Genomic DNA, 23,623 nt, shown 5'->3' on the forward strand with positions numbered 1-23,623 from the left:
AAAAACAACGGTGCGTTTACAAACCTTCCCGGAAACACACCAAATTTTTTACGAAGGCCCTTATCTTTGCGGCAATGTGATTATTTTATCGCCTCCGTTGGCTAAGTTTGATACTAATGGCATAAATTAATATGTACAATAGAATCTTTGTTACTGAACAAAAGGCATAAAAATGGCAGAAAACGCTCTCGAAAAAACGCTGGATGCAGAATGGTTAGCGACACAATTACAGGATCGTTCCATGCGGGGTATTGCGCTTGAAACCGCGGCGATGATCCGTTCCGGTGTGATCGAGATTGGTTCGCATCTTCCCGCCGTGCGTGAACTCGCGCAGGCGCTGGGAGTCAGTCCGGCCACGGTTTCTGCCGCCTGGGGTCAGTTACGACGTCAGAAAGTGATCGCCGGACGCGGACGCAACGGCGTCTGGGTGTGTGGCGATATGCTGTCACCCAGACCGGCACGCTTTGAAAAAATCGGTAATTTCGGTGAGCATATTATTGCGGATCTGGCCCTGTCGTCGCCGGATCCGGCACTGTTACCTGACCTGCACGAAGCCATGCAGCACGGTGTGGGTGCCGGCAATCTGAACAGCTATCAGCGTGAGGCTATTGCGCCGTCGCTGCTTAAAGCCGCGCGGCAGGACTGGCCCTATGACGCCCCCGCTTTTATGGCGGCGGATGGCGGATTTGATGGGATGAATCTGACGCTGCAAACCCTGCTGATGCAGGGGTCGGTTGTCGCGATTGAAGATCCGACCGCCACACGACTGCTGGATATGCTGGATAATCTGGGCGCACAGGTAATTGCGGTGAAGTGCGACGAATTCGGGCCCAAACCGGAGTCACTCAGCCAGGCACTGCTGAAAAATCCTTCCGCTTTTATTTTTCAGCCACGCACCCATTCACATTGCGGCCACGCAATTAACGCAGAACGTTATGCTGCGCTGGCCGATATCCTCAGCCAAAGTAACACGCTGATTATTGAAGATGACGGTATCGGCCAGTTGTCGCGTTATGCGCCGCTGAGTATGGGCAGCAAGCTACCGGACCGCACGGTGCATGTCCGTTCTTATTCCAAAGCCTACGGGCCGGATTTACGGCTGGCGGTTATCTCGGGCTCACATGATTTAATCAGGCAAATCAAATCATTCCGCAATTTTGGTGCCGGCTGGTCGAGCCGTATTTTGCAGGAAGCGCTGGCATGGCTGATTAACGATCCGAAAACGCAGCAAGGAATTACGCATGCTAAAACAGTGTATGCGGAACGTCGCAAAGCCATGTCCGATGCATTGCGCATGCGCGGCGTGAATATCCCCGACCGAGACGGGCTGGCGCTGTGGATCCCGGTGCCATCAGAACAGTTTGCGCTGGTGACCCTTGCCGCGCGCGGTATTGCAGTTCTGCCCGGTGAGCGCAGCCGCATCGGGCCGGGGCAATTTATCCGTATCAGCACCAGTCAGGTGAAACCTGAGCAGGTTGATTTGATCGCCGACGCTATCGTGCTGGCGCTGGATGCCTGATTGCTCAGAGTTTTTTGAGCAAATACTTCGGTGATTCCTCGTACTGTGCCCGCGCATAAAAAGTGTGGGCCCGTACGCGGCGGGTATGGCTGTGAACCTCCATCCGGTCACAGCCCCGCTCTGTTGCCAGACGTTCGGCTTCATCCAGCAATTTCTGGCCGATACCGCCGCCACGTGCATGATCGCTGACACACAAATAGCTGATACGGCAAAATTCTCCGGCCAGCGCAATTTGCGGGATGAAATGTAACGAAATAAAGCCGACCGCTTTGCCTTCTTTCTCGACCACTAACAGACGACTGTCCGGGTTGACGGCCATTTTTGCTACACGCTCTGCTATCGCTTCAGACGTATTGGGATAATCCAAATCCCCCAGTAATTGCGCCAGAACCGGCGCATCCTGCACGGTACCTTCTCTGATCAACATGGTATTTTCTCTTTAAAAAACTGTTACGGAAACACGGCTACACAAGCGTCATAACACGATGTAAACTGAGCGCCTTCACGACTCTGTACCAGGGAGATGACATTCCTCCCAAACCGCCTTTACCGGCTGATGATGTCTGCGCAATCTCGCGAGAGGTTCGTAGCGCTGTGCCCGGACCTTTCTGAATTTCATTTATTTTTTAAGGTATTACTATGTTTAGCACCTTACTTGCAGTCTTTATTGGCGGTGGTACAGGCAGCGTTGTGCGTTGGTATGTCAGTCTCAAAATGAACGGCATGAGTCCGGTACTGCCCGCCGGCACCCTGACCGTGAATCTGGTCGGTGCCTTTATCATTGGCCTGGGCATCGCAATTTTCACCCGCCTGACCCATATCGACCCTGTCTGGAAGCTGCTGATCACCACCGGTTTCTGTGGCGGCCTGACAACCTTCTCCACCTTCTCGCTGGAAGTGGTCTACATGCTTCAGGAGGGCCGCTTCGGTGCCGCGCTGCTGAACATGGCGCTGAACATGGCCGGTTCACTGGCCATGACATTACTGGCGTTTATGCTGGTCAGCTGGTTCAGCGCGCACTAATCCTATCTTCCGGCGATGCCTTTTTTATGACAAGAGGCATCGCTGTGATAAATCTGTGATGGCGGTCCATCTCCTCACGCGCGTATCTTAATGTTTCCTTCATCTTATCTGCAGATAATAGTGTCAGTTCAACCTGGTTTACCTTTGAGGCATGACATGTTTTCTGTTCCAAAAACATCTTCTGAATTCCTGACTGTAGCCCTCTGTGTGCTGACTGTGGTGGCATTTTTGCAGGCATACTTTGCTTAACAGCCCCGCGTAGCCCGCAGCTTTATCTCTTTCCGTAAACGGCGCTTTCTTCCTGATGGCGCCGTTTTCATGTCTATATTGTGCTTAATAGCGCAGAAATAAAAACCGCTTTTTACCCCATTCATAATACAAATATTTACCTGCCTCTCTCTATTCCCTATACTTGAGAATGATCGTTCACAATCCACATCAGCCAAATGACCGGATATCTCATGCATCCCCCACCACAATGCACTAAAGATGCGCGCATCAGCGCACGACGCGACCAGATCATTGCCGCTGCACGTCTGTGCTTTCGCAAGCATGGTTTCCACGCCGCAGGTATGGCTGAAATAGCGAAAACGTCGCAGCTCAGTGTGGGACAGATTTACCGCTATTTCGCCAATAAAGACGCGATAATAGAAGAAATCGTCCGGCGAATTGTGATGAAGAAAATCCGGCTGATGACCGGCAACGCGCACAATCTGCAACAGGTGGCCCACAACCTGGCGCACCGGCGGATCGGCAATTTAAGCGCGCCGTATAAAGAAGATCAGTGCGCCGGACAAAAAGAGCAGGCCGAAATTGACCATGCCCTGATGCTGGAAGTCGCTGCAGAAGCGACCCGCAATCCGATTGTGGAAAAAATCTGGCGTGATTCCGAAAAGCAGCTGTTTAAGGAAGCAAAATCTTTTCTCACTGCCACTTTCCCTCAATTTTCTGATGCTGAAATGACAGCAAAAGTCGAATCCTTAGCCGTGATTTGTGAAGGCACTGCTTTTCGTCGTATGACGACTGTTCACGCCGACGCTGAGCTTCTGGAAGCCTTATACCATCGCTACTTCCAGAGCCTCTTCGAAACGGATTTTACCACCAGCAAACGGGAATAAACTTTTACCATGAGCGCTCACCTGCACGAAAAACGCCTCGGTTATGCCCTTGTTCTCGGCTCGCTCGCCGCACTCGGGCCGTTATGTACAGATTTATATTTACCGGCATTGCCGGAAATGGCGGGCGATCTGAATACGTCCACCGCCAGCGCACAGTTAAGCCTGACCGCAGGTTTACTTGGCCTCGGTTTCGGTCAGTTACTGTTCGGCCCGCTGAGTGACCGTTATGGTCGTATGCGCCCGCTGTTGTGGTCCCTGGCTTTATTGCTGGCTGCATCGGTCTGGTGTGCGGTGGCGCAGGATATCAATCAGCTGATTGTCGCCCGTCTGTTACAGGGGATCGCCGGAGCCGGTGGCGCGGTATTATCACGCGCAGTGGCAAGGGATTTGTATAACGGGCATGAACTGACACGGTTTTTTGCATTGCTGATGCTGGTGAACGGACTGGCACCGATCATCGCCCCGGTACTGGGCGGCGCATTGCTGAGCTGGGTTAACTGGCGGGGAATATTCGGTGTACTGGCGTTTATTGCCATCTTACTGTTCAGCTTCTCATCACTAAAACTGCATGAAACCTTATTGCCCGAACGCCGTGCCCGGGGCGGTATTTTCAGCCTGTTAGGCTCGGTATTCGGCCTGCTGAAACATCGTCCGTTTATGGGTTTATGCCTGACGCAGGGCTTTATTATGGCCGGAATGTTCGCGTATATCGGCGCATCACCTTTTGTCTTGCAACAGATTTACCATCTCAGCCCGCAGATGTTCAGCCTGTGCTTTGCGATTAACGGCATCGGTCTGGTGATTTCCGCTCAGGTCTCTACCCGCCTGAGCCGTCGCTTCGGCGAAATGGCGCTGGTCAAAGCCGGTTTGTGCATCGCCGCAGTGGCTTCTGTGGCGCTGGTGATTTCCGCCAGCCTGAATGCACCACTCGTGTTGTTGCTGGTGCCCCTTTTCTTCTCTGTGATGGTGATCGGGATTATCAGCCCGAATGCCGGATCGCTGGCGATGCAAAGTCAGGGGAAAAATGCAGGCAGCGCGTCTGCCCTGCTGGGGGTGTGTATGTTTGCACTCGGGGCGATTGCCGTACCGGTAACAGGTTTTGGCAGCCAGCCCGCATTATCGATGGGGCTGACCATTCTCGGCTGCTACGCGATTGCCATCGTGATGTTCGTCATGCTGGTGCGGAAACCGGCGTAAGGTATTGACGCATGACGGACAAAAAAAAACCCGCTTCGGCGGGTTTTTTTAATAAATCGGCTAAAGTCAGATAGCGATAACGTTAGCAGCCGACGGGCCTTTGGCACCATTGGTGATTTCGAACTCTACGCGTTGGCCTTCAGCAAGGGTTTTGAAACCGTTGCTGGAAATAGCAGAGAAATGAACGAAAACATCTTTGCTGCCATCTTCAGGGGTAATGAAACCAAAACCTTTAGATTCATTGAACCACTTAACGCTACCTTTAATCTTAGACATCAAACTTACCTTTACGTGAATGTTGGACACAAAACGTGTGTCAAATACAGTACAGCAACAGATTTCACTTTTGTCCAGAATTCTGATGGCAATAAGCGATAAACCTCTCACTCTTCGCTTTCTGTTACTTTTTTCTGCTGCCAAAAGGGCCGTTAATAGCCGTCTGACATCAAGCGGTTAGAAAAATGAGTCATCATCATTGTTGAAATCGTCAGTGTCGAAATCATCATTTCCGAAACCGGGATCCGCATTATCATTACGCAACGACGCATCTTCCCATGAAAGCTGATTGCTGTCGAAACTCTGACTGTTATCGAGGAAGCTGCTGTCAGCCGGATTGAGATCCTGAACCGGCGGTTCTTCGATGATATTGACGATTTCCTGCGGCTGGCTGTGATGGAACATGCCGGTCAGCATATCTGCCAGCACCACCCCGCCCGCGACGCCCGCCGCCGTGCGCAATGCACTGCCCAGAAAACCCGGTTGCTGCGGTGCGGCCGGTGCCTGCTGTTGCGGCTGTGAGGCATATTGCGGTTGCTGAGGCGGGTTTCCCCACGCCTGCGTACCAGGAATGGGCTGACTGCCCTGCGACGTCTGGCGTTGCGGTTCAGGCTGAGACGAGCCACCGCCAAACAAGCCGGCCAGAAAACCGGTGCTTTGCGGTTTAGCGGTCTGTGCCTGTTGTTGCAACTGCTGTACCTGCTGTTGCAGTTCCTGTACCTGCGCATTCAGTTTAGTCAGCGCCGCTTCCTGAATAATCATCGCCTGCGCCATGTAATACGGGGCAGACGGCTGCTGCCGGATATGAGCCTGAATCACACGTTCAGCCTCCGCATCACGCGGTGCCGTACTGGACTCAGCCTGTTGTAAGCGACTAAAAAGCCCGTCAATTAAACGCTGTTCTTCAGATTGCATAAATTCACCTTGTTGATGTGTCGCACTGCGTCAGAAACGACGCCAGTCGGCGTTATACAGATACAGTAATACAGTTATATTTTTGTATGAATTAACGGAGTGTCAACAAATGTGACGGAGCTAAAGTTAGTGAGGAAAACGCGCTGAGGGGTTGCAAATCCGCCTGTGAGGCCACAGGCGGGGAAAATATCTGTACTTACTTTTTCGGGGTCCAGCCGAAGATGAAATCCTGATCCGGCAGATTAGTATAGTTACGCACGATGTCGTGGTAAGTCTTCGCCGGGTCCAGATCTTTAAACTGTTGCGGATAAATAAACTTCGCCAGGTATTCCATGCCGACAATATTATACGGATGGTTGTAGAACTGGTGATAAACACCATAAACACGGCCCGCATTCACTGCAGGGATTTGCGCCACGCCGGTGCGTGAAAGCAGCACTTTAGCCTCTTTCTCCACATCCGCTTCATCTGCGCCGTAGCCGAACGGCAGAATGTGCGTCACGGAACCGCTTTTCGGACGCGCCGAACCGGTCATGATGTAAACGTCCGGCTTCATGCTGATCACCTGTTCCAGAGAAACAGTGCCTGATGCGCCGGGCAGCAGTTTGGAGCCGATGTTACTGGCACCTACCGCCTGGATAAGTTTTCCCCATCCTGCATTACCGTGGGTGAAACAGCAGGAGTCGTCACGACCGGCAATCGGCTCGATAAAGACATGCGGCCTGGTTTGAATCGCCGAGACGGCTTTCTGAATAGCCTGGAAATGTTGATTATAGAATGTGGTATAAGCGCGGGCATTGTCTTCCTGATTCATCACTTTGCCAAGCAGCTCAATACTTGGCGCGGTATTTTTTGCCGGATCCAATTCATAATCGACAAACAGCACAGGGATATGCAGCGCGGCAAGTTTATCCAGTACGCCCGCCTGAGCCAGTGAATCTTTCGCCCGCAATTGCGCAATCATCAGATCCGGTTTTTTAGCGATTACTGTTTCCAGATCCACCTGCCCTTTATCATTGAATCCCATATCGAGAATTTTCGCCGATTCAGGCCATTTGCTTTTCAGCATATCCCAGGTGCCACTGTCGCTTTTCTTCAGCAGATTATTCCAGGCTACTACATGCTGAAAAGGATTGGCTTTATCTAACACGGCCAGGGCCAGAAGATCGCGTCCGTCCTGCAAAATAATCCGCTGAGGTGCTTTATCAATGATGACTTTCTGGCCGGCCATATCCGTGACCGTCAGCGGATAGGTGGTAGCAAAACTGGCGAAGGAAGTCGCCATCAGACCGGTAACAGCCAGCACACGTGCAGTGTTCTTTAACATACGATCACCTGAAAATGAGAATGAATAAAAAATGATTTTGATAATTGTTATCAATTCAGGCCGAAATAATAAACAAGGAAAGGTGGAAGGAGCAACGTTTTTAAAGCCGATATGAAGGGATAAAACATGTCGAAATATTAACGGGATACCGCAAGGCATCCCGTTTTACATCAGACTCTCACAGGTTATATCAACCGGCGGCTTTGTCACGGCCGATAAAGTGCAGCAGGAATTCGCTCACCATCGCCCGTTTAAACGCGGATTGTTTTTTGTCAGCCGCCGCACTGTGGCCGCCGTCCGTATTCTCGTAAAAATAGACATCCGGAATACCCAGCGCCTGCATTTTCGCTGCCATTTTACGTGCATGGTCAGGCCCGACACGGTCATCACTGGTCGCTGTTGAGAACAATACCGGCGGATATTTTTTTGTCGGATCGATATTATGATACGGCGAAAATTCGCGGATAAATGCCCACTCTTCTGGTTTCTGCGGGTCGCCGTATTCAGCAATCCACGACGCGCCTGCCGAGATTTGCGTGTACCGGTACATATCCAGCAGCGCCACTTCACACACGATGGCCCCGAATAATTCCGGGTAGCGCGTCAGCATATTGCCAACCAGCAAGCCGCCGTTGCTGCCGCCTTGCGCCGCCAGGTGGGCCGGTGAGGTGATTTTGCTGGCAATCAGTGCCTTCGCCACAGACGCGAAATCTTCATAAGCGCGCAGACGTTTTTCTTTCAGCGCCGCTTTATGCCATTCCGGTCCGTACTCACCACCGCCACGTATATTCGCCACCACAAACACGCCGCCGCGATCGAGCCACGCCACGCCACTGACGCCAAGATAATACGGCTCAAGTGAGACCTCGAAACCGCCGTAGCCATACAGCAGCGTCGGATTTCTGCCGTCATACGCCACGTCTTTGGACGAGATGACAAAATACGGCACACGGGTACCGTCGTCGGACACCGCGAAATGCTGGCTGACCTGATAACGGGTGGCATCGAAATGCGAAGGATCTTGTTTCAGCAGTTCGGCTGCAACGTCCGTACCGTTATCGAGATTTCCGAGTGACAAACTCGCCGGTTGCAGGAAACCACTGACACTCATGAAATATTCATTGGTCTCATCATCCACGCCCCACGCATTGATTTTGCTCAGTTCCGGCACTTTACCGAACGGTTCACGCTGCCACCTGCCATCTTTCGGCGTCAGCACTTCAAGCCGGTTGACGACATCCCGCGTGATGCTGAGAATAATATGATCACGGGTGTAGGAATAGCCGTTGAGCTGGTCACGGGTTGACGTAACACCACTGAGAGCAACATGCGGACCCGGTACAAACAGCGGTTTCAGCGTACGTTCGCCCGCCATAAAGGCGTCAAAATTCATGGTCAGCAGCGAACCGGATGGCCAGCTTTCACCGTTCACCTGCCATTCACTGGAAGGCTGGATCAGGATCCACTCCCGCCAGGTACTGAATTTGGCATCCGCCGGTACGTCGATTTTGACTAAGTTTTTAAGGTCATCCAGCAGGAAGACTTCGCGGTGATAGAAGTCAGTGACACGCACCACATAATTGCGCTCAAATCCTTTCAGGGCATCGCGATACCCCACCGCCATCATGTCTGTCTTTTCGGCACTGAATACGGTGACCGCTTCACTAAGCGGTGTTCCGCGCTGCCAGATTTTAACGATACGCGGATATCCGGAACCGGTCATGGAACCTTCACCAAAATCGGTGGCAACAAATAAATGATCGCGGTCAATCCAGCTGATGCGGCTTTTAGCGACCGGTAAATAAAAACCGTCCGTCACAAAATCCTGAGTGAGTAAATCAAACTCACGCACTTCAGAGGCGTCCCCCCCGTCCGGAGACAGCACTAAAAGTGCACGGTCAAAATCCGGTTTCAAATTCCAGAAACCGTGAAACACCCACTCTTTCCCTTCAGTTTTACCCAGTGCATCAATATCCAGCACGGTTTCCCATTGCGGTTCGGCTTTACGGAATTCATCCAACGTGGTCTTGCGTAAGATGCCCTTCGGGTTCTTCGCATCCTGCCAGAAGTTGTACCAGTCGTTGCCACATTTCCAGACACCGGGGATTTGGTCCGGTGAGTTCAGGCCTGCCAGCACTTTCTCCCGCAGCGGGTCGAAATCTTTGCCCTGCGTAAAGGCGGCCAGTGTGATGGTATTTTGCTCACGCGCCCATTCCAGCGCTTTCTCGTTGCGTAAACCTTCGAGCCAGATGAAATCATCTTGTGGGGGAAAGATTGAACCGGTTGTCATAATATTCAGCCCTGAAAATTATAAAGAGTTCAGAAATACCTGTTTTCTGATAGTGATTTCAAGTCTTTTACGTTTCTGTCAGGTTCGGAATAACCTTCCGAAAATCGCGTTTATTTTCTTAAATAATCCATTCTGCGATCTGCAGGAGTTTCTGCAATCCTTTTTTGTGAGTCACTTCAAGCATTGAAATAACAGGAACGCCTATAAAGAAATCATTACCTTGTGATGACAAAAAATGACAGGGAACTGATGTAGAAAAGGGAAACGAAAAATCAGGCAGTAACAGAAAAGGAGTGCGCGTATGGAATGGAAAATCATAGAAATCCTGAATATCCCACAGAGCGGGTTGAAATATATCTGCATTCAGGCTTTTAAAAACCTGAAGCTGATTTTGTCCGTTGATAATGACTTTAAGCTGCAAACCGGCGACACGTTAGAAATTACGCCGGAGGGCTATTCACTGAACCGTCATCAGGCACAGAGCCTGAAAATTCACCGAATGATGCCGTATTGTCAGCAGCGCTGGCAATCGCTCTCCATTCAGTAAATGGGCTTAAAAGCACGTCTTCACGAGAAAAGCCGGTATTCAACTGACCGGTTTTTTCTTTTGCTCACGATGCAAATCCGACAGGCCGTCATGATCACCAAATTGCTGCTCCGGTACGTCCCGCCAGCGGTCTTTGCGCGTCGCTTCATATTCCTGATTCAGCGGATAATAAATGCGATTTTCCGGCTTGTTGGCCTCGCCGACGACCAGCAGGCGCACTTCCTCATCGCTGTTGTTAATGAAGGTGTGGCAGATACCGGTACCGTGCGGAAATGCCACAGCATCGCCCGGTTTCAGCGGGTGCAGATAACCATTAATCCACGCATCAGGATGCCCTTCCAGCACATACACAAATTCATCTTCAGCACTTTCCGCGTGGGCGTAACAGGTACGACGTCCCGGTAACAAACGTTCGTGATGAATGCCAATTTTCGTCAGGCCAAGCGCTCTGCCAAGGGGGGCACCCAGCGACATCAGTTCATCATCACCGGGATAATTGCCGTCGTCAGGACCTTCAAGTTCGGTCCAGTGTCGGATAAAATCAGGTCTTTCCTTGTGCATAAAATCTCCGGATAAAGTTGCCGATAGTCATTTTTAGTACAACGAAGGTGACGTCTGCTGCATGGAGTACGAGTTTTGCGTCTGTACAGTCTGTTTCGGCAAGCAGGTAAATCTTATATGAACCTTCTCACCGTCATTACTCTCCCCCATTGTCTGGAATTTGCCGGTACAGAAATCGAAAATCTTTTTATAAGTGTCCGCACGGCGCTGACGTTCAAGGATTGAAAAGACGGACGTTGTGTAACTTGCCTCACCCTGGGTGAAGGAAGGGTCAAAATTGGCCGGGCGATAGGGAGCATCGCCAACCGGTTTATCGATAGATGAACAGCCTGCCAGTAAACCCGCAGCGACTGCCGCGGCAACCCACATCATGGTGATCTTTTTCATTACTCATCCCGGAAAACGTTAACGTTATAAGTGTAGCTGAGCAGAGACATCCGTCCGGCTCACGCTGCCAATACTGTTTTTGCCATTGTGTTTCACATTCACCAATGCCCGTTCGGCAGCCTCCAGCCACTGGTTATAATCATCATAATTTCGGGATGTCGCCACGCCGATACTCAGCGAGCACTGGAAACCTGAATCCTGCGATAAGCGTATTTCTGAGGTTTTGAGTAATAACCGGTAACCCACGGCATACGCTTCTTCTTCGGAAATACCCGGCAGGATTACTACAAATTCGTCACCCCCCAGAATAGCCGGGAAATCATTTTGCCCGGTTTCCTGACGTAAAATCGCTGATACCGAGCGCAAAACATAATCCCCCGCTTCACGCCCGAACAAATCATTCACCATTTTCAAATCATCGACGCCCAGCACCATCAGGCAGGATAAATCATGTTTTGCGCGTTCAAACTCCAGCATCAGCCGCCGGTCGAGTAGCCTCCGGTTAGGCAAACCGAGAAAAGGATCCATCAGGGCGGCTTTTTCCAGCTCGTGTTGTTTATCCCGCAGCTTTCTGGAAATAGAATAATTGGCGGCACTGAAAGCAATAATATAAATCGTGGAAAGCGGCAACGTCAGCCACAACGTCCGGTTGGTAACGGTGGAGTAAAACGTCATTCCCGATAATGGCCAGCAGATAATAAAACCAGCACAATAAAACAACGCGGCGCGGCGCAGCAATTGCCAGCCACCGGCGGAAAAGCGGTCAGCGATGAGAATAGCCGTAATAATGGCCGACGGCAGCGGGCAAACCCCCATCAGCGCCACCCAGGCGCCTCCCGCGATGGCATCGAATGCCAGGTTTCGGAATTCCGCCTGATTAGGATGATTTGAACGCTGTGCAATCAGCATGGCAATATGCGGCCAGACAAAGGCATTCAGCGCCAGCAGGCTGATGGGTATCCAGGATGCATTGCGTTCAAGAAGCACCGAAAATACAGGAAAAAAGCAAAGAAAAGTGCCAAGTATCCGCATTAAGTACATTCGCCGCAAGAAGCGCTCTGAGCGCTCGCGAACGAGACTTTCACCTGGAGAATAATATGGCATACGGGAAACGGCTCTTGAGTTGATTTTTATTTATATTAGTCGAGTTACTGATCTCAGAGCTACTGAAAGCGGTGTTTTTAATGGGCCGAACAGCGTGGGTTTTTAGCGTTAAATAAGACAGGACAATGGTTAACCGAAAAGTTTAGGTTAAAAAGCCGGAAAAACAGAAATAGCTGTCGTGATTTTAAGCATTTACCTTATGCTGCAAAAAAGCGGCTTTTACCCTCCCCTTTGAGCAAAGTGATATAAATTTCACAACAGCAGAAAATTACTTACTGTACTGAGCTTCCGTCACTTTCTCCATCCACTCAACCGGACTGCCATTGAGGGATTCAGCAATCGCGATGTGAGTCATCGCATTCTCCGGAGTAGCTCCGTGCCAGTGCTTCACCCCTTCCGGGATCCATACAATATCACCCACATTCATTTCGCGGATTTCGCCGCCGTCTTCCTGCACCCAGCCGCGGCCGTGTGTGATGATCAACGTCTGACCCAACGGATGCGTATGCCATGCGGTACGTGCGCCCGGTTCAAAGGTCACGGTTGCGCCACCGACACGGGCGGATTCGGTGCCGCTGAACGGCGCGTCGATACGTACTGTGCCGGTAAAATAATTTTCCGGCCCTGTTTGTGAAGGTACAGAACCGCTTTTGGTAATTTTCATTTTATCTGTCATCTCATTCTCCGCTTCGGTAACCACTGCTGGAAAGTTCGTCATGGGATAAACCATAACGCCGTTCGTTTCTTGCGACCAGAGGGCAAGTTTGCCTTGCTGCTTGATGCGCTGCGATATAAAAATTAGTCGCACCGATCACTATTTAATCAAAACACACGCAAAGAGTGTTGATACTTATTTCATGAAGATAATTAATTGATTTTATTTAAGTTGTGTCTCATTCTGTCCGCACTTTAAGAAATATTGTACTTTTTGCATTTGCAGCCCGCCTGGAGCGGGCTTTTTTATGGCTGAAAGACTGTCAGATATAAATTACGTCAGGTTGCGTACCACCCGGCAGGGATTTCCACAGGCGACAACCCCCGCAGGCACCGGTCGAGTGATGACACTTCCGGCGCCAATTGTGCAGCCATCGCCGAGGGTCACACCGGGTAATATCACGCATCCGCCGCCAACCCAGACATCGTTACCCAGGCTCACCGGCCGGGCGCTGCCAATATGTTCACGACGTAAATCGATATCCAGCGGATGCTGTGCGGTATAAATTTGCACATCAGGGCCGATAAAAACGTTATTCCCTATTGTGACCGGCGCGCAATCGAGTAATACAAAATTAAAATTGATGAATACATTATTCCCGATTCGGGTATTTATGCCGTAGTCAATGCGCATGCCTTTTTCAAAATGGACATTGCTGCCTACTTCCCCAAAAATTTCCCTGATCAGGGCATCTTTCTCCGCCGTCTGACGGGCGCCCAGCGCATTAAATGCGTCCACTTTATCTCGGGTCTGATAACGAATTTCGCGTAATTCGTCGTCATTAATATGGTAATCCAGCCCACCCGTCATTTTATGTAAATCGCGCATCAACTGCTCCTTGATAAAGTTCACATCCACTATGAAGGATCGGGGTCTTTACTGCCCGATATCGCGCAGTTTTTTCCCGGCCATAAGATTTCTTTCAATTTGCTCCAGCGTGACGTTTTTCGTTTCCGGTATCAGGATGAAAGTGATCACCACAAACACCACGTTCAGCGCGGTGTATAGCCAGAATGTCCCTGCCGCACCGATATTATCCATAAATGTCAGGAAAGTAGCGCCGATAATCATGTTCGAAATCCAGTTGGTGGTCGTCGAACAAGTGATACCAAAATCACGGCTTTTCAGCGGCTGAATTTCAGAACACAGGATCCACACCACCGGCGCAGCACTCATGGCGTAACCGGCAATGCACATCATGGTCATACCGACCGACAGCCAGGAAAGTGCTGTACCGGCCGTACCCAGATTGAACTGCTGAAGGCAATATCCCAGCACCAGCGTGCCGAGCGCAATCACGCTAAACCCAATTTTCAGTGCCGGTTTGCGTCCGGCCTTATCGACCATGCCGATGGCAATAAACGTCGCAAGCACGAACGTCAGCCCGACAATAATGGTGGCGATCATCTGCTGGCGTGTACTGGTAAATCCCGCCAGGTTAAAAATCTTCGGCGCGTAATACATGATGATATTCATGCCGGTAAACTGCTGCATTGCCTGCAACAACATGCCTAAACCGACGGCGCGGCGCACGTTGCCGTTGGCTTTAAACAATTCCCATCCGCCCTGTTTCAGTTTAAGGCTTTCACGGATTTCATTCAGTTCCTGACGGGCTTTTTCCGAGGTGTCGCGCAGCATTCTCAGCACACGCTCGGCTTCAATATGCTGCCCTTTGGCAGCCAGCCAGCGCGGACTGTTCGGTAAAAAACACACGGCGATCATCAGAACAAATGCCGGGATAGCCAGCACGCCCAGCATCGCGCGCCAGTCACCGCTGCTGCTGAAGGCGGTGTCAGAAAGGAAGGCCAGCAAAATGCCAAGTGTCACCATCAGCTGATACATGGCAATCATCTTACCGCGAATAGTTTCTGACGCCATTTCAGACAGATACAACGGTGCGGTGTAGGAGGCAATGCCGACAGCAAAGCCGAGGATCAGGCGCGACACCATCAGGATTTCGACGCTCGAAGCGAAAGCCGAGCCCAGAGAACCGAGGATAAACAGCAGTGCCGCCGCCATCAGGCTGTATTTACGTCCCAGCCGGAAAGAAAGCCAGCCATTGGCCAGTGCACCGAACGCCGCACCAAGCATCATGATGCTGACAACCCATTCCTGCTGACGACTGCTCAGCACAAAATGATCAGTAATAAAGGGAAGCGCACCAGAAATCACGCCAATATCGAGACCGAATAACAGCCCCGCCATCGCCGCCGCAAAAGACACAAACAGGTTCATTACTTTGGTATTTTTGAGCGGACTTTCAGTCAGTTTTGCTACATCAGATGACGACATTTTTTTCTCCGGAAAGAGGGAATACAGCAACGGACATCAGAAAAAAATCATTCAGTCATTACGATAAGCACAAGTGCCCTGTGGGGTGAGAGCAGGAAAGGCACATATATACACAATCGTGCTGCGCCGGACTTTTTGTGATCGGGATCACCGGAGAGAAGATGACGGGGAAATATTACGGCAGAATAAAAGACAGGCAGAGCAGAACCTTACGAGATGTCTTCCAAATCTGAATACAACTCCCTGTAAATGCATCCAGCCTGTTTATTTGTTCCGGCAGCAGGAATAAAGTTTCCCCGCTGCGGCACGATCCGCAGCCGGAATTAGCGTTCCGATACTTACACGACGAAATTATGTGATAATTTCGTATGCTTTGATTCACCCCAAATAATGGTGGCTCAGGCAGGGGCTTCGCAAGAAGCATCGGATTCGTGTAAGCCGGTACGCTAACCCTGTCTGAGCTGCCACCCGAGTCTAGCGTCTCAGGTGGTCGTCTTTATGGTATCAGCGCGCTGGCATCCGACTCTGCCGAAGGGTTGTGTCACGGCTTATTGTGCCTGAGTGAAGGGCTGGAGAATGGCGAGATAGTACCGCCGGAAGGCATCCCGCAGGTCAGCGCCTATCTGAAGGCGACCGCACATTTATTACCCGTATTGTTTGAGCTGAGTGAACGGGCGAATGGCGGGTTAGGGAAAGCGGGAAAAGTAACTGCCGCGATTAACTGACCGGTCTCAGACATGAAAAGGCCCGCCGAACTCCACTGGCGGGCTTGAGAGCACACTGCTCCCCACATCGTTTAATCATGAAAATTTTTTACTTTTCAGTTTGCACTGAATGGGTTCAGGCGTCAGGATCTTCCCTGATTCTTCCATCAGCAGTAAGAAAGGTTCAATGATAATGACGACTCAGACACCTAAAACGCCGGTTGCGGCTGGGACAATCTTTAGCGCCGCCGGCCTGCAATTTCTGAATAAGCTCGCGCAAAACAATACCCGCGACTGGTTTAAAGCCAATCAGGATGAATACGAGAACACGCTCAGAACCCCCGCGCTGCGCTTTATCGAGCAAATGCAGCCTGAGATTATTGCCATTTCTCCGAGACTGACTGCCGTCGCGAAAAAAGTGGGCGGCAGCCTGATGCGCCCGCAGCGCGACAGCCGGTTCAGCAAAGATAAAACGCCATACAAAACCAATGTTGGCATTCAGTTTCGTCACTTTCAGGGCAAAGATGTTCACGCTCCGGGACTCTATCTGCACATCGCCGAAGACGGTTGTTTTATTGCAGCGGGGATCTGGCATCCGGAATCAAAAGCGTTAAACGCGATTCGCGCGTGCATTGATGAAAACCCCAATGCTTATCAAAAAGCGCTCAAAACATTGCATGATAACGGGTTTGTAATGGATGGCGACAGTCTCAGTCGTCCGCCAAGAGGCTTCGATAAAAATCACCCATTGTTAGCTGAATTAAAACGCAAAGATTTTATCGCAATTAAAAACATCGCTTTTGAGGATCTGTGTAAGCCTGATGTTATCGATTTTTGCGCTGAACAGTTCAGACATTGCGCGCCGTTGATGTCCTACCTGTGTTTTGCTCTTGAACTGGATTTTTAGTCCCCGCCCTTTTACAGGGACTGAAGTTCAGGCATATAAAAGATGTTGACTGAAATACCTGTATTAAAAGGAAAGTCAAAGATCTTATCTCTCCTCCGTGTTAAATCGGAGGACACACTTTACCGGTGCGCTGATAGTTAGCGAATCCCCTTGCGTAAGACAGTTGCCACCCAGTAAAAGTCGTGATCACATGAAGCCAGATATGACTCCTGATACCCAAACAGCCAAAATTTCATTTTAAGCCGTCATAACAGCAATCAGCCAGAGGTCTCGTAGTGGAATGCGCAGGCGTTAAGGACCTCGATTTCGGATCACTCAGGCCACTCATTGTTCCCATGCTTGAGTGACCGGTAGCAAAGAAATTTATATCAATGCCCCTTCTAAGAGTTTTCTCAAAGAAATCTCTAATACCCTTGATAGCTATTGTGTTAAGTTACAGTATATTTCAATGACAATTTGAGTTTATTTTCATAAATAAGGCTTAACAATGAAAAAATTGGCTAAATATTTATTATCACCTTTCCTTAAAAGATTTGATAACATTCATTATGGTATTAATGAAAATAAATCAGGCATTGATAATTTATTAATGTCAGTCAAAAACATGCAAGACATTTTTGTTACTGAGAAAGAAAAAGAGCAATTAGCACTTTCTCATATTACAGATGAATTAGTAATACTAAAAGAACAAATAGAAACTTTAAAATTAACGAATAAATCTTTAGATACTATTTCCTCTGGAGTTTTAGAACTGCTAGAATCGCCGGTTAAAGGAGAGGATGCAGAGCGAATCTTTAGCTTACTGAATATTATATCAAAGAAAAATTCATATAATAAAATCAAACCACATGTTTTATTTTTAATTCATAATATGAATACATGGTATTCTGTCGCTAATTTATTTCTTGAATTATCTCAAGATCCCGATTTAAAAGTAACCATTGCAAGCATACCGAGATCCTTCCCTGGTGTAGAGGGTTATTCTGGCGAAGAGATTACCAGTGCTGCCTTATCAAAAATCGGCATTAATCATATGAGAATTACTAGTTATTCTGACAAGGAAATTTCTACAATCCTCACAACACTATCTCCTGATGTTATATTTAGACAATCGCCATGGGATCATGATATTCCACCAGGATTCAGTGCTAACAGAATAAATTTCGCAAAATTATGTTATGTTCCTTATTATGCAGTAAATATAGTAAAAAATATTTCATCAGGAACAGATTTTGACTTCCAGTCAAATCAGGATCTGCACAATAATAGTTGGCGGATTTACTGCGACACACAATATGCCTATGAAAAACTGTGCAAAAACTCTCTTTTACGCGGCGTGAACGCAAGATACTTCGGACACCCGAAGCTTGATTACATACATACTAAAATGAAAGAAACTGGCGATTCTGAAAAAAAATCCGGAATTACAAATATATTATGGGCACCGCATCATAGTGTAGATCAAGGGTGGCTATCATTTGGTACGTTCGATAAAAATTATCTGGATTTTTTGCGTTACGCTGAAGAAAATAACGATGTTCACATCAAATTAAGACCGCATCCGGCCCTTTTTGATTTTATGCGGGCAAAATCTGACGAAATAAAGAGCAATGTTGATTATTTTCTTTCTAAATGGACATCGCTGAATAATACCAGCATGGACTACGATTATGATTATGTTGCTTCCTTTGATTGGTCCGATATCCTTGTGACCGATGGTATATCCTTTATTGTAGAATATCCTTTATTCCATAAACCATCCATTTTTATTGAAAATGATAACCACGCTGAGTTCAACGAATTAGGAATTCTTGCTGCAAAATGCAATCACATAGCGAATGATTTCGCTAGTGTTCTATTTTTCCTCGACAAATTTAATGATGGAAGTCTTGAAGATAAAAATAATGAAATCGCTGAATTGGAAAGCATTGTACTACCCAACAAAGGCATGGTTCATCAGATAATAGCAAACGATATTAAATCAAACATTTAAAGATACAGGCGCCCTTATTGGGCGCTTATGTTAATAACGAAATATAGGATAAGCCGGTTTTTTTGTTATATCGTATGTTTCATTATTGAATTCTGTAGCCACATATAAAATTTTTGCAGCACAGGCAGGGATTATACCCTTTGCAGTTACGATAGTATCAATAGTGGTTGCTAAGGCATTTGCATCATTGGCCGCGACAGGCAATTCTTCATGGATGGCATTATGGTTTACTAATGATTGCATTACCCTACCCTGCAAAATGATTGTTTATTGCCAGTAAGCATTATCTTAACACTTCCCAATTCAACATCAACTACTGACTGAATTTTATGACAGAGCAACAGGCTACCGCTGTAGATTTTTCCGGCATCGGCTTTCAACCCGGTTTGCCTGTCCCCGACCATGATACTTACTGCGGCACGGGAGTTGTAGTACTCAACAATTATGTATGCGGAGAATACCAAGGCGGAGGGTATTACTGATTTCATGGCCTTCGCAATACGCAGGCAAGCTGCCGGGCTCAGGCCGGCGTGTCACTTTCGGCATTGCAGAAAATGGAAGATGGCTCATCTATCGTAATAGTACGCAGGCACGTATACCTAAATCAACAGGCCAAACGCGCATGCAAAAATTGACGACGTTATGGCAATTCATGTGACTACTCTGGCACTTTTGGATGGTGATGGTGATGAGGCCCCTTTGAAGATTCTGAATGAATAAATGGTTGTAACATTCAGCACTTTTGATCAAGGCGTACCAGTCAACAGATGGGTAAAGCTTTAAGAAAAGATGGAGTGTTAGCCGGGTAGCCGGCGCGATAATTCACTAATCTTAAATACCTTATACCGCAATCTGCTGATACGAACTAAGACTGTATCCTTCCAGCTGCCGGGCTTTTCTATGCTTGCCGCAAGTAATTTTCAGTAATTATTGCGATCGTTTGAGATAAGACTTATCCTAAAGAACCATAAAGACTTATTAATCATTTAAAAGATGCCATTAAGCAATGGAATTTACATATGCCTATAAATCTTAACAATATAAAATTTATATTATTATCCTATTTCATAGTAATAATTTCTTTTTACTCAAGTGTCTTAACATCCACTTATGCTTTTTTGGATGATTTTGGCACTATTGAAAACGCATTAGCAGGTTTAGATGCACCCTATGTATTTGATATATCCTCAGGCAGGCCTCTTTTTGCCCTTTTCAGAATAATAGATGGAGTGATAACTAGTGGCATTGAAGACCTTTGGATGCAGAGATCGTTTTCAGTGATATCTCTTTTTGCTCTTGCTGTATTTATAAACAGATTTATAACTAAAATACATCTTTTTAACAGGGACGAATATAATTTCACATTTCCCTTGATGATTGCCTTGCTTCCTTCTTTTCAGGTGTATTCGTCTTGGGCAACATGTTATCCTTTTACTCTTGCTGTATTGTTTAGTGGTTTATCTTACTCTTGTTTGACTTCTTCTTTTTTTAACAAAAAACTGGTCAGATGGTTAATATCATGGATGTTTATATGTTGCTCATTTGCAATATATCAACCTGCCGGCATGGCATTTATGGCTTTTGCTTTGTTAGATCAGTGCCTCTCACCAAAATCCGTTAATTACCGCGTTCTTTTTAATTCTTTTGTGATGATGTGCTCTGGCATGCTTTCAAGCCTCATCATGATTAAAGTTGTCCCTCTGCTAGCTTTTGGACAAACATTATCTCGCTCTACGATGACAGATAACCCAACGGGTAAAATCCGATGGTTTTTTGGTGAAGCTATACCAAACTCCTTGGCTAACTACAGTATATCTGCCAGCGAACCCATGCTTATAATTGGTCTTGTCTTCTTTTGTATGGGCCTGGCCTATATCTACAGTAATAAAGATGGAATTAAAAAAGTTCTCTTCACGCTTGTTTTTATTGCTGGGTCGTACTTCCCTAACTTATACGTATCTGAAAGTTGGGCTGCACAAAGATCCATTGTTGCAATGTCTATCTGTATAGTTGCGGTCTCATTATTTGGTTTAATGAAATTTTCTGACTTTTTATTCACACACTTCAGAATCAAAGGAGCTGGAGTATTATCAGTTCTGTTGATTGCATCTGCCGGAGTGACCGCGACAGGAAATATAAATAACTATATGATATCTAACCAGATATCAGAGATAGAATCCGTAGCTTCTGAAATTAGTAACAAAGTAGATAAATCTTTTAGCGGAGCCGTTATGGTAGATATCTCTAAGCGTAACTGGGGTGCCTTTTCCCGTATTGTGAGATATGACGAGTTCGGAGAGAACTCTGTCTATGCACCATGGGCTGCAAGAGGCATACTTTTAACTATTAAGAAAAGCAAGGGATTCTCATACTCTGTACCCAAAAACCCTGTGATTTCCAATAGCAACAATTGTTCTGAAAACTGTATTACCATTCAACCAAATGAAGCAATGCTGAAATCAACTTTAAATTACTAGATATATGACGGATATTTTAGCTTCTGTTATTCTTAGCCTGGTTCAACAGACCAGGCTGTATGTCTTTTTCAGTAGCTTTATTTATTCCTTCAACAGTATCAATGTAATCAAGCCATAGATTCAGGATTTTTTGATCATTTCATTTCCTACCTATGAGTATTTTATTTACCAAACCATATTCTTGTGCTTAGCTGAATCTATCAGACATTTCTTAGTGCTGATGCAAGCTGGCTGATTCAGGCCGGTGTCCCGCGATCAGTTCTTCAGGAAATGGGCGGCTGGGAGTCGCTCGAGATGGTACGGCGATCGCGCTTCTGGCGACAAATCATTTAACGGAGCACGCGAAGCAGATAGACGTTATTTTTGGGGTTCCAGTCCCAAATCTGTCCCACTCGCAAATTTGGGAGGGAACGGCTGACAGTTAACTGCTTGATTTGAATGGGACGCCTTACAGGGCTCGAACCTGTGACCTAAGGCTTAGAAGAACGTCGGCGTATCAATAAGTCACTGTTTTAACTGGCTTATCCTGCATTCACAAGTGACACACAGGAAAGTAATGACATATCAGTGACACTCTTGCGGCACTATAGGTGCGTCACTAATTTGTCACTCACTCGTCAGCATAAAATTATCCAGGCTGTCATCGAATTTCATAATCCCCTCTTCATTGCTCTTTATTGATATCAGATACTGCATGCCACGATGTAGCGAAACCGGTTCTTCCACAACAAAGCTGAACCAGTCGGCGTAAACTTGTCCAAGCCAATACCCACCACCATACTCCTCGCGTCGCTGAAAGAAGATATATCTGCCAGGCGGTATCCAGTCTCTCACCTCTTCCCTATACACGATGTCGAAATTAGAATCCTTACCCATAACCCACCTCACAAATACTGTTCATGCATACAGCATTATCACGATAATTTTAAATTATGAAGCGGGAAAAGCCGGAGAAATCTCAGGTGCCTGATCAGCAACGAAAGAATGATTGATGAAGGTTTCTTGTAAGGGGCCTTATTGCTACAATCTTGAGACAAAATTCAAAGGTATAATTTCATGCAAAGACTTAAAAGATCCGGTGGCGTTCGAGGTTTGCTAGCTATTTTTGTTGCATTAGCTTGTGTCTGGCGAGCAGGTTGTATCAAAATGTATAATAAGGAGAAGTGATAAATAATGGGAAAGCTACATAACCTTCACTATTTGAGAGGGGTCGCTGCTCTACTCGTTGTATTTCTTCACTATAACTTTGTACTTCCAGAATACGCACAAAAATATGTAACAACCGATGGCATTGGTGTAGACACGTTTTTTATAATAAGTGGTTTTATTATAACTTATGCGACACAGAAAAAAGAGAGTGTAACAGAATTTGCAGTTAAGCGACTATTCAGGATATACCCACTTTTTATAGTGGTGTGGTTTATTGCTTCTCTGACAATATATAGTAACGCCTCATGGAAGGATTTAATAAAATCACTTCTGTTGTTTCACAATGATTATAATTACAGAAATGCACCAGCATACGGTTTCAATTTAATGGGTACCCCATGGACATTAACTTATGAAATTTATTTTTATACTATTTTTTGTGTCTCCATGGCAATCTCGCAAAAGTACCGCGTTGCTGTATGCTCTGCAATTATCTTAATTATTGTCGCTGGGATGCAATTAATATTCAATCATGAATTTTCATTTTCATCTCAAATGTCTGCAAAATTGTACATAAGCGAGTGGTGGATGGTTCCAACAAAAATATTGAGTACTACAGTCCTTTTTGAGTTTATAGCTGGGATGCTGATCGCTAAGGCTTTCATGCAATTCAATCATAAACCTGGCAAGTCTACTACCTGCTATATATTACTAACTTGTCTATTTGTAATCATTTCGGTTGTTATTATTTTCGGATTTGGACCCGTTGGTTTATTTGGAAGTTTCTGGGTTGCACTTCCATTGCTCATCGCTACTGTATGCATTGATAAGTATGGGCCTACATTTAAATCATCTTTCTTAAACAATGCGGGTAATATCTCATATTCACTTTACATCATTCACTTCCTTTTGATGACGTTTTTCAGGCAATATTTTTTTGAAAAACACCAACTAACCGACACGCAGAGATTTATATGCTTTAGCTTAATGATAGCACTTTGTTATATAGCTGCAAACATTGCACATACTTTAATTGAAAAACCTGCAATTAAATTATCACGTAAAATTTGCATGCGATTCAAAGCACCACCTCTTAATTTCAGTTAATTACATTTCAACCTA

General features: G+C 47.0%; 23 protein-coding genes, 1 pseudogene and 1 riboswitch. Of the genes and pseudogenes, 11 read left to right on the forward strand and 13 right to left on the reverse strand.

Features of this window, described 5'->3' with window-relative positions:
* Positions 1-172: 172 nt before the first annotated feature.
* The gene (locus ETV65_RS06565; protein ID WP_129952068.1) at positions 173-1,519 is read left to right on the forward strand and encodes an aminotransferase class I/II-fold pyridoxal phosphate-dependent enzyme; all 1,347 of its coding nucleotides are present in this window, start codon (positions 173-175) and stop codon (positions 1,517-1,519) included.
* Positions 1,520-1,523: 4 nt separating this feature from the next.
* Here the strand turns inward: ETV65_RS06565 and ETV65_RS06570 are convergent, their stop codons facing one another.
* On the reverse strand, positions 1,524-1,946 hold the full coding sequence (locus ETV65_RS06570; RefSeq protein ID WP_129952069.1) for a GNAT family N-acetyltransferase: 423 nt from the start codon (positions 1,944-1,946) through the stop codon (positions 1,524-1,526).
* Positions 1,947-2,029: 83 nt separating this feature from the next.
* Positions 2,030-2,092, forward strand: a riboswitch (Fluoride riboswitch).
* A gap of 66 nt (positions 2,093-2,158) precedes the next feature.
* On the opposite strand from ETV65_RS06570, the gene crcB reads away from it, so the two are divergent.
* The 3 genes from crcB (at position 2,159) to ETV65_RS06585 (ending at position 4,857) form a co-directional block, all read left to right on the forward strand.
* A complete protein-coding gene (crcB, locus tag ETV65_RS06575) occupies positions 2,159-2,542 on the forward strand; it encodes a fluoride efflux transporter CrcB (RefSeq protein ID WP_129952070.1) in 384 nt (127 codons plus the stop codon).
* A 461-nt stretch (positions 2,543-3,003) separates the two neighbouring features.
* The gene (locus ETV65_RS06580) at positions 3,004-3,660 is read left to right on the forward strand and encodes a TetR family transcriptional regulator (protein ID WP_205951551.1); all 657 of its coding nucleotides are present in this window, start codon (positions 3,004-3,006) and stop codon (positions 3,658-3,660) included.
* A gap of 9 nt (positions 3,661-3,669) precedes the next feature.
* Positions 3,670-4,857, forward strand: coding sequence for a multidrug effflux MFS transporter (locus ETV65_RS06585; protein ID WP_129952072.1), 1,188 nt, complete (start codon positions 3,670-3,672; stop codon positions 4,855-4,857).
* 66 nt (positions 4,858-4,923) lie between these two features.
* On the opposite strand, the gene cspE is transcribed toward ETV65_RS06585, so the two are convergent.
* The 4 genes from cspE to ETV65_RS06605 form a co-directional block, all read right to left on the reverse strand.
* Positions 4,924-5,133 (reverse strand): transcription antiterminator/RNA stability regulator CspE, encoded by a 210-nt coding sequence (gene cspE / locus ETV65_RS06590; RefSeq protein ID WP_009636912.1) that lies wholly within the window; start codon positions 5,131-5,133, stop codon positions 4,924-4,926.
* A 177-nt stretch (positions 5,134-5,310) separates the two neighbouring features.
* Positions 5,311-6,048 carry a DUF2076 domain-containing protein gene (locus ETV65_RS06595; protein ID WP_129952073.1) on the reverse strand — a complete coding sequence of 246 codons (738 nt, stop codon included), beginning with the start codon at positions 6,046-6,048 and terminating at the stop codon, positions 5,311-5,313.
* A gap of 196 nt (positions 6,049-6,244) precedes the next feature.
* On the reverse strand, positions 6,245-7,375 hold the full coding sequence (locus ETV65_RS06600) for an ABC transporter substrate-binding protein (RefSeq protein WP_129952074.1): 1,131 nt from the start codon (positions 7,373-7,375) through the stop codon (positions 6,245-6,247).
* A 190-nt stretch (positions 7,376-7,565) separates the two neighbouring features.
* Positions 7,566-9,665 carry a prolyl oligopeptidase family serine peptidase gene (locus ETV65_RS06605; RefSeq protein ID WP_129952075.1) on the reverse strand — a complete coding sequence of 700 codons (2,100 nt, stop codon included), beginning with the start codon at positions 9,663-9,665 and terminating at the stop codon, positions 7,566-7,568.
* Between the two features lie 301 nt (positions 9,666-9,966).
* Between ETV65_RS06605 and ETV65_RS06610 the strand changes: the two genes are divergently transcribed.
* Positions 9,967-10,212: a hypothetical protein gene (locus ETV65_RS06610; protein ID WP_129952076.1), complete on the forward strand. Its 246-nt coding sequence runs from the start codon at positions 9,967-9,969 to the stop codon at positions 10,210-10,212.
* A 39-nt stretch (positions 10,213-10,251) separates the two neighbouring features.
* Here the strand turns inward: ETV65_RS06610 and ETV65_RS06615 are convergent, their stop codons facing one another.
* From ETV65_RS06615 to ETV65_RS06640, 6 genes are all read right to left on the reverse strand, one after another.
* A complete protein-coding gene (locus ETV65_RS06615) occupies positions 10,252-10,773 on the reverse strand; it encodes a cupin domain-containing protein (protein WP_129952077.1) in 522 nt (173 codons plus the stop codon).
* Positions 10,774-10,806: 33 nt separating this feature from the next.
* Positions 10,807-11,160 (reverse strand): hypothetical protein, encoded by a 354-nt coding sequence (locus ETV65_RS06620; protein ID WP_129952078.1) that lies wholly within the window; start codon positions 11,158-11,160, stop codon positions 10,807-10,809.
* A gap of 24 nt (positions 11,161-11,184) precedes the next feature.
* Positions 11,185-12,264: a diguanylate cyclase gene (locus ETV65_RS06625; protein ID WP_129952079.1), complete on the reverse strand. Its 1,080-nt coding sequence runs from the start codon at positions 12,262-12,264 to the stop codon at positions 11,185-11,187.
* A gap of 268 nt (positions 12,265-12,532) precedes the next feature.
* Positions 12,533-12,928 carry a cupin domain-containing protein gene (locus ETV65_RS06630; RefSeq protein ID WP_129952151.1) on the reverse strand — a complete coding sequence of 132 codons (396 nt, stop codon included), beginning with the start codon at positions 12,926-12,928 and terminating at the stop codon, positions 12,533-12,535.
* 324 nt (positions 12,929-13,252) lie between these two features.
* Complete coding sequence (locus ETV65_RS06635) at positions 13,253-13,807, reverse strand: sugar O-acetyltransferase (protein ID WP_129952080.1); 555 nt, start codon at positions 13,805-13,807, stop codon at positions 13,253-13,255.
* Between the two features lie 48 nt (positions 13,808-13,855).
* A complete protein-coding gene (locus ETV65_RS06640; RefSeq protein WP_276320332.1) occupies positions 13,856-15,298 on the reverse strand; it encodes a sugar porter family MFS transporter in 1,443 nt (480 codons plus the stop codon).
* 509 nt (positions 15,299-15,807) lie between these two features.
* On the opposite strand from ETV65_RS06640, the gene ETV65_RS06645 reads away from it, so the two are divergent.
* The 3 genes from ETV65_RS06645 to ETV65_RS06655 all read left to right on the forward strand — a co-directional run bounded on the left by ETV65_RS06645 (position 15,808) and on the right by ETV65_RS06655 (position 18,875).
* Entirely contained in the window at positions 15,808-15,996 is a 189-nt protein-coding gene (locus ETV65_RS06645) for a hypothetical protein (RefSeq protein ID WP_238483579.1), read from the forward strand.
* A gap of 172 nt (positions 15,997-16,168) precedes the next feature.
* Positions 16,169-16,882, forward strand: a complete 714-nt coding sequence (locus ETV65_RS06650) for a DUF2461 domain-containing protein (protein ID WP_129952083.1) — start codon at positions 16,169-16,171, stop codon at positions 16,880-16,882.
* 487 nt (positions 16,883-17,369) lie between these two features.
* The gene (locus tag ETV65_RS06655; RefSeq protein ID WP_129952084.1) at positions 17,370-18,875 is read left to right on the forward strand and encodes a hypothetical protein; all 1,506 of its coding nucleotides are present in this window, start codon (positions 17,370-17,372) and stop codon (positions 18,873-18,875) included.
* 30 nt (positions 18,876-18,905) lie between these two features.
* Here ETV65_RS06655 and ETV65_RS06660 read toward each other — a convergent pair whose 3' ends face one another.
* On the reverse strand, positions 18,906-19,118 hold the full coding sequence (locus tag ETV65_RS06660; RefSeq protein WP_129952085.1) for a hypothetical protein: 213 nt from the start codon (positions 19,116-19,118) through the stop codon (positions 18,906-18,908).
* A gap of 776 nt (positions 19,119-19,894) precedes the next feature.
* Here ETV65_RS06660 and ETV65_RS06665 point away from each other — a divergent pair.
* Both ETV65_RS06665 and ETV65_RS06670 read left to right on the forward strand, forming a co-directional pair.
* The gene (locus ETV65_RS06665; protein WP_129952086.1) at positions 19,895-21,352 is read left to right on the forward strand and encodes a hypothetical protein; all 1,458 of its coding nucleotides are present in this window, start codon (positions 19,895-19,897) and stop codon (positions 21,350-21,352) included.
* Between the two features lie 222 nt (positions 21,353-21,574).
* Positions 21,575-21,777: pseudogene (locus ETV65_RS06670) on the forward strand (integrase); the annotation flags it as partial.
* A gap of 181 nt (positions 21,778-21,958) precedes the next feature.
* Here the strand turns inward: ETV65_RS06670 and ETV65_RS06675 are convergent.
* Complete coding sequence (locus ETV65_RS06675; protein WP_129952087.1) at positions 21,959-22,228, reverse strand: hypothetical protein; 270 nt, start codon at positions 22,226-22,228, stop codon at positions 21,959-21,961.
* A gap of 297 nt (positions 22,229-22,525) precedes the next feature.
* Here ETV65_RS06675 and ETV65_RS06680 point away from each other — a divergent pair, with 297 nt between their 5' ends.
* Entirely contained in the window at positions 22,526-23,608 is a 1,083-nt protein-coding gene (locus tag ETV65_RS06680) for an acyltransferase (protein ID WP_129952088.1), read from the forward strand.
* Positions 23,609-23,623: the final 15 nt, after the last annotated feature.

Origin of the sequence: Rahnella sp. RFA10(1/100) (assembly GCF_004195115.1) — a bacterium.
Taxonomy (GTDB): domain Bacteria; phylum Pseudomonadota; class Gammaproteobacteria; order Enterobacterales; family Enterobacteriaceae; genus Rahnella; species Rahnella perminowiae.

What these genes read in the sequence shown, in the direction of transcription:
- ETV65_RS06565 (WP_129952068.1), top strand. Translation starts at nt 173, where the DNA reads ATGGCAGAAAACGCTCTCGAAAAAACGCTGGATGCAGAATGGTTAGCG.
- ETV65_RS06570 (WP_129952069.1), bottom strand. Translation starts at nt 1,946, where the DNA reads ATGTTGATCAGAGAAGGTACCGTGCAGGATGCGCCGGTTCTGGCGCAA.
- crcB (WP_129952070.1), top strand. Translation starts at nt 2,159, where the DNA reads ATGTTTAGCACCTTACTTGCAGTCTTTATTGGCGGTGGTACAGGCAGC.
- ETV65_RS06580 (WP_205951551.1), top strand. Translation starts at nt 3,004, where the DNA reads ATGCATCCCCCACCACAATGCACTAAAGATGCGCGCATCAGCGCACGA.
- ETV65_RS06585 (WP_129952072.1), top strand. Translation starts at nt 3,670, where the DNA reads ATGAGCGCTCACCTGCACGAAAAACGCCTCGGTTATGCCCTTGTTCTC.
- cspE (WP_009636912.1), bottom strand. Translation starts at nt 5,133, where the DNA reads ATGTCTAAGATTAAAGGTAGCGTTAAGTGGTTCAATGAATCTAAAGGT.
- ETV65_RS06595 (WP_129952073.1), bottom strand. Translation starts at nt 6,048, where the DNA reads ATGCAATCTGAAGAACAGCGTTTAATTGACGGGCTTTTTAGTCGCTTA.
- ETV65_RS06600 (WP_129952074.1), bottom strand. Translation starts at nt 7,375, where the DNA reads ATGTTAAAGAACACTGCACGTGTGCTGGCTGTTACCGGTCTGATGGCG.
- ETV65_RS06605 (WP_129952075.1), bottom strand. Translation starts at nt 9,665, where the DNA reads ATGACAACCGGTTCAATCTTTCCCCCACAAGATGATTTCATCTGGCTC.
- ETV65_RS06610 (WP_129952076.1), top strand. Translation starts at nt 9,967, where the DNA reads ATGGAATGGAAAATCATAGAAATCCTGAATATCCCACAGAGCGGGTTG.
- ETV65_RS06615 (WP_129952077.1), bottom strand. Translation starts at nt 10,773, where the DNA reads ATGCACAAGGAAAGACCTGATTTTATCCGACACTGGACCGAACTTGAA.
- ETV65_RS06620 (WP_129952078.1), bottom strand. Translation starts at nt 11,160, where the DNA reads ATGAAAAAGATCACCATGATGTGGGTTGCCGCGGCAGTCGCTGCGGGT.
- ETV65_RS06625 (WP_129952079.1), bottom strand. Translation starts at nt 12,264, where the DNA reads ATGCCATATTATTCTCCAGGTGAAAGTCTCGTTCGCGAGCGCTCAGAG.
- ETV65_RS06630 (WP_129952151.1), bottom strand. Translation starts at nt 12,928, where the DNA reads ATGAAAATTACCAAAAGCGGTTCTGTACCTTCACAAACAGGGCCGGAA.
- ETV65_RS06635 (WP_129952080.1), bottom strand. Translation starts at nt 13,807, where the DNA reads ATGCGCGATTTACATAAAATGACGGGTGGGCTGGATTACCATATTAAT.
- ETV65_RS06650 (WP_129952083.1), top strand. Translation starts at nt 16,169, where the DNA reads ATGACGACTCAGACACCTAAAACGCCGGTTGCGGCTGGGACAATCTTT.
- ETV65_RS06655 (WP_129952084.1), top strand. Translation starts at nt 17,370, where the DNA reads ATGAAAAAATTGGCTAAATATTTATTATCACCTTTCCTTAAAAGATTT.
- ETV65_RS06660 (WP_129952085.1), bottom strand. Translation starts at nt 19,118, where the DNA reads ATGCAATCATTAGTAAACCATAATGCCATCCATGAAGAATTGCCTGTC.
- ETV65_RS06665 (WP_129952086.1), top strand. Translation starts at nt 19,895, where the DNA reads ATGCCTATAAATCTTAACAATATAAAATTTATATTATTATCCTATTTC.
- ETV65_RS06675 (WP_129952087.1), bottom strand. Translation starts at nt 22,228, where the DNA reads ATGGGTAAGGATTCTAATTTCGACATCGTGTATAGGGAAGAGGTGAGA.
- ETV65_RS06680 (WP_129952088.1), top strand. Translation starts at nt 22,526, where the DNA reads ATGGGAAAGCTACATAACCTTCACTATTTGAGAGGGGTCGCTGCTCTA.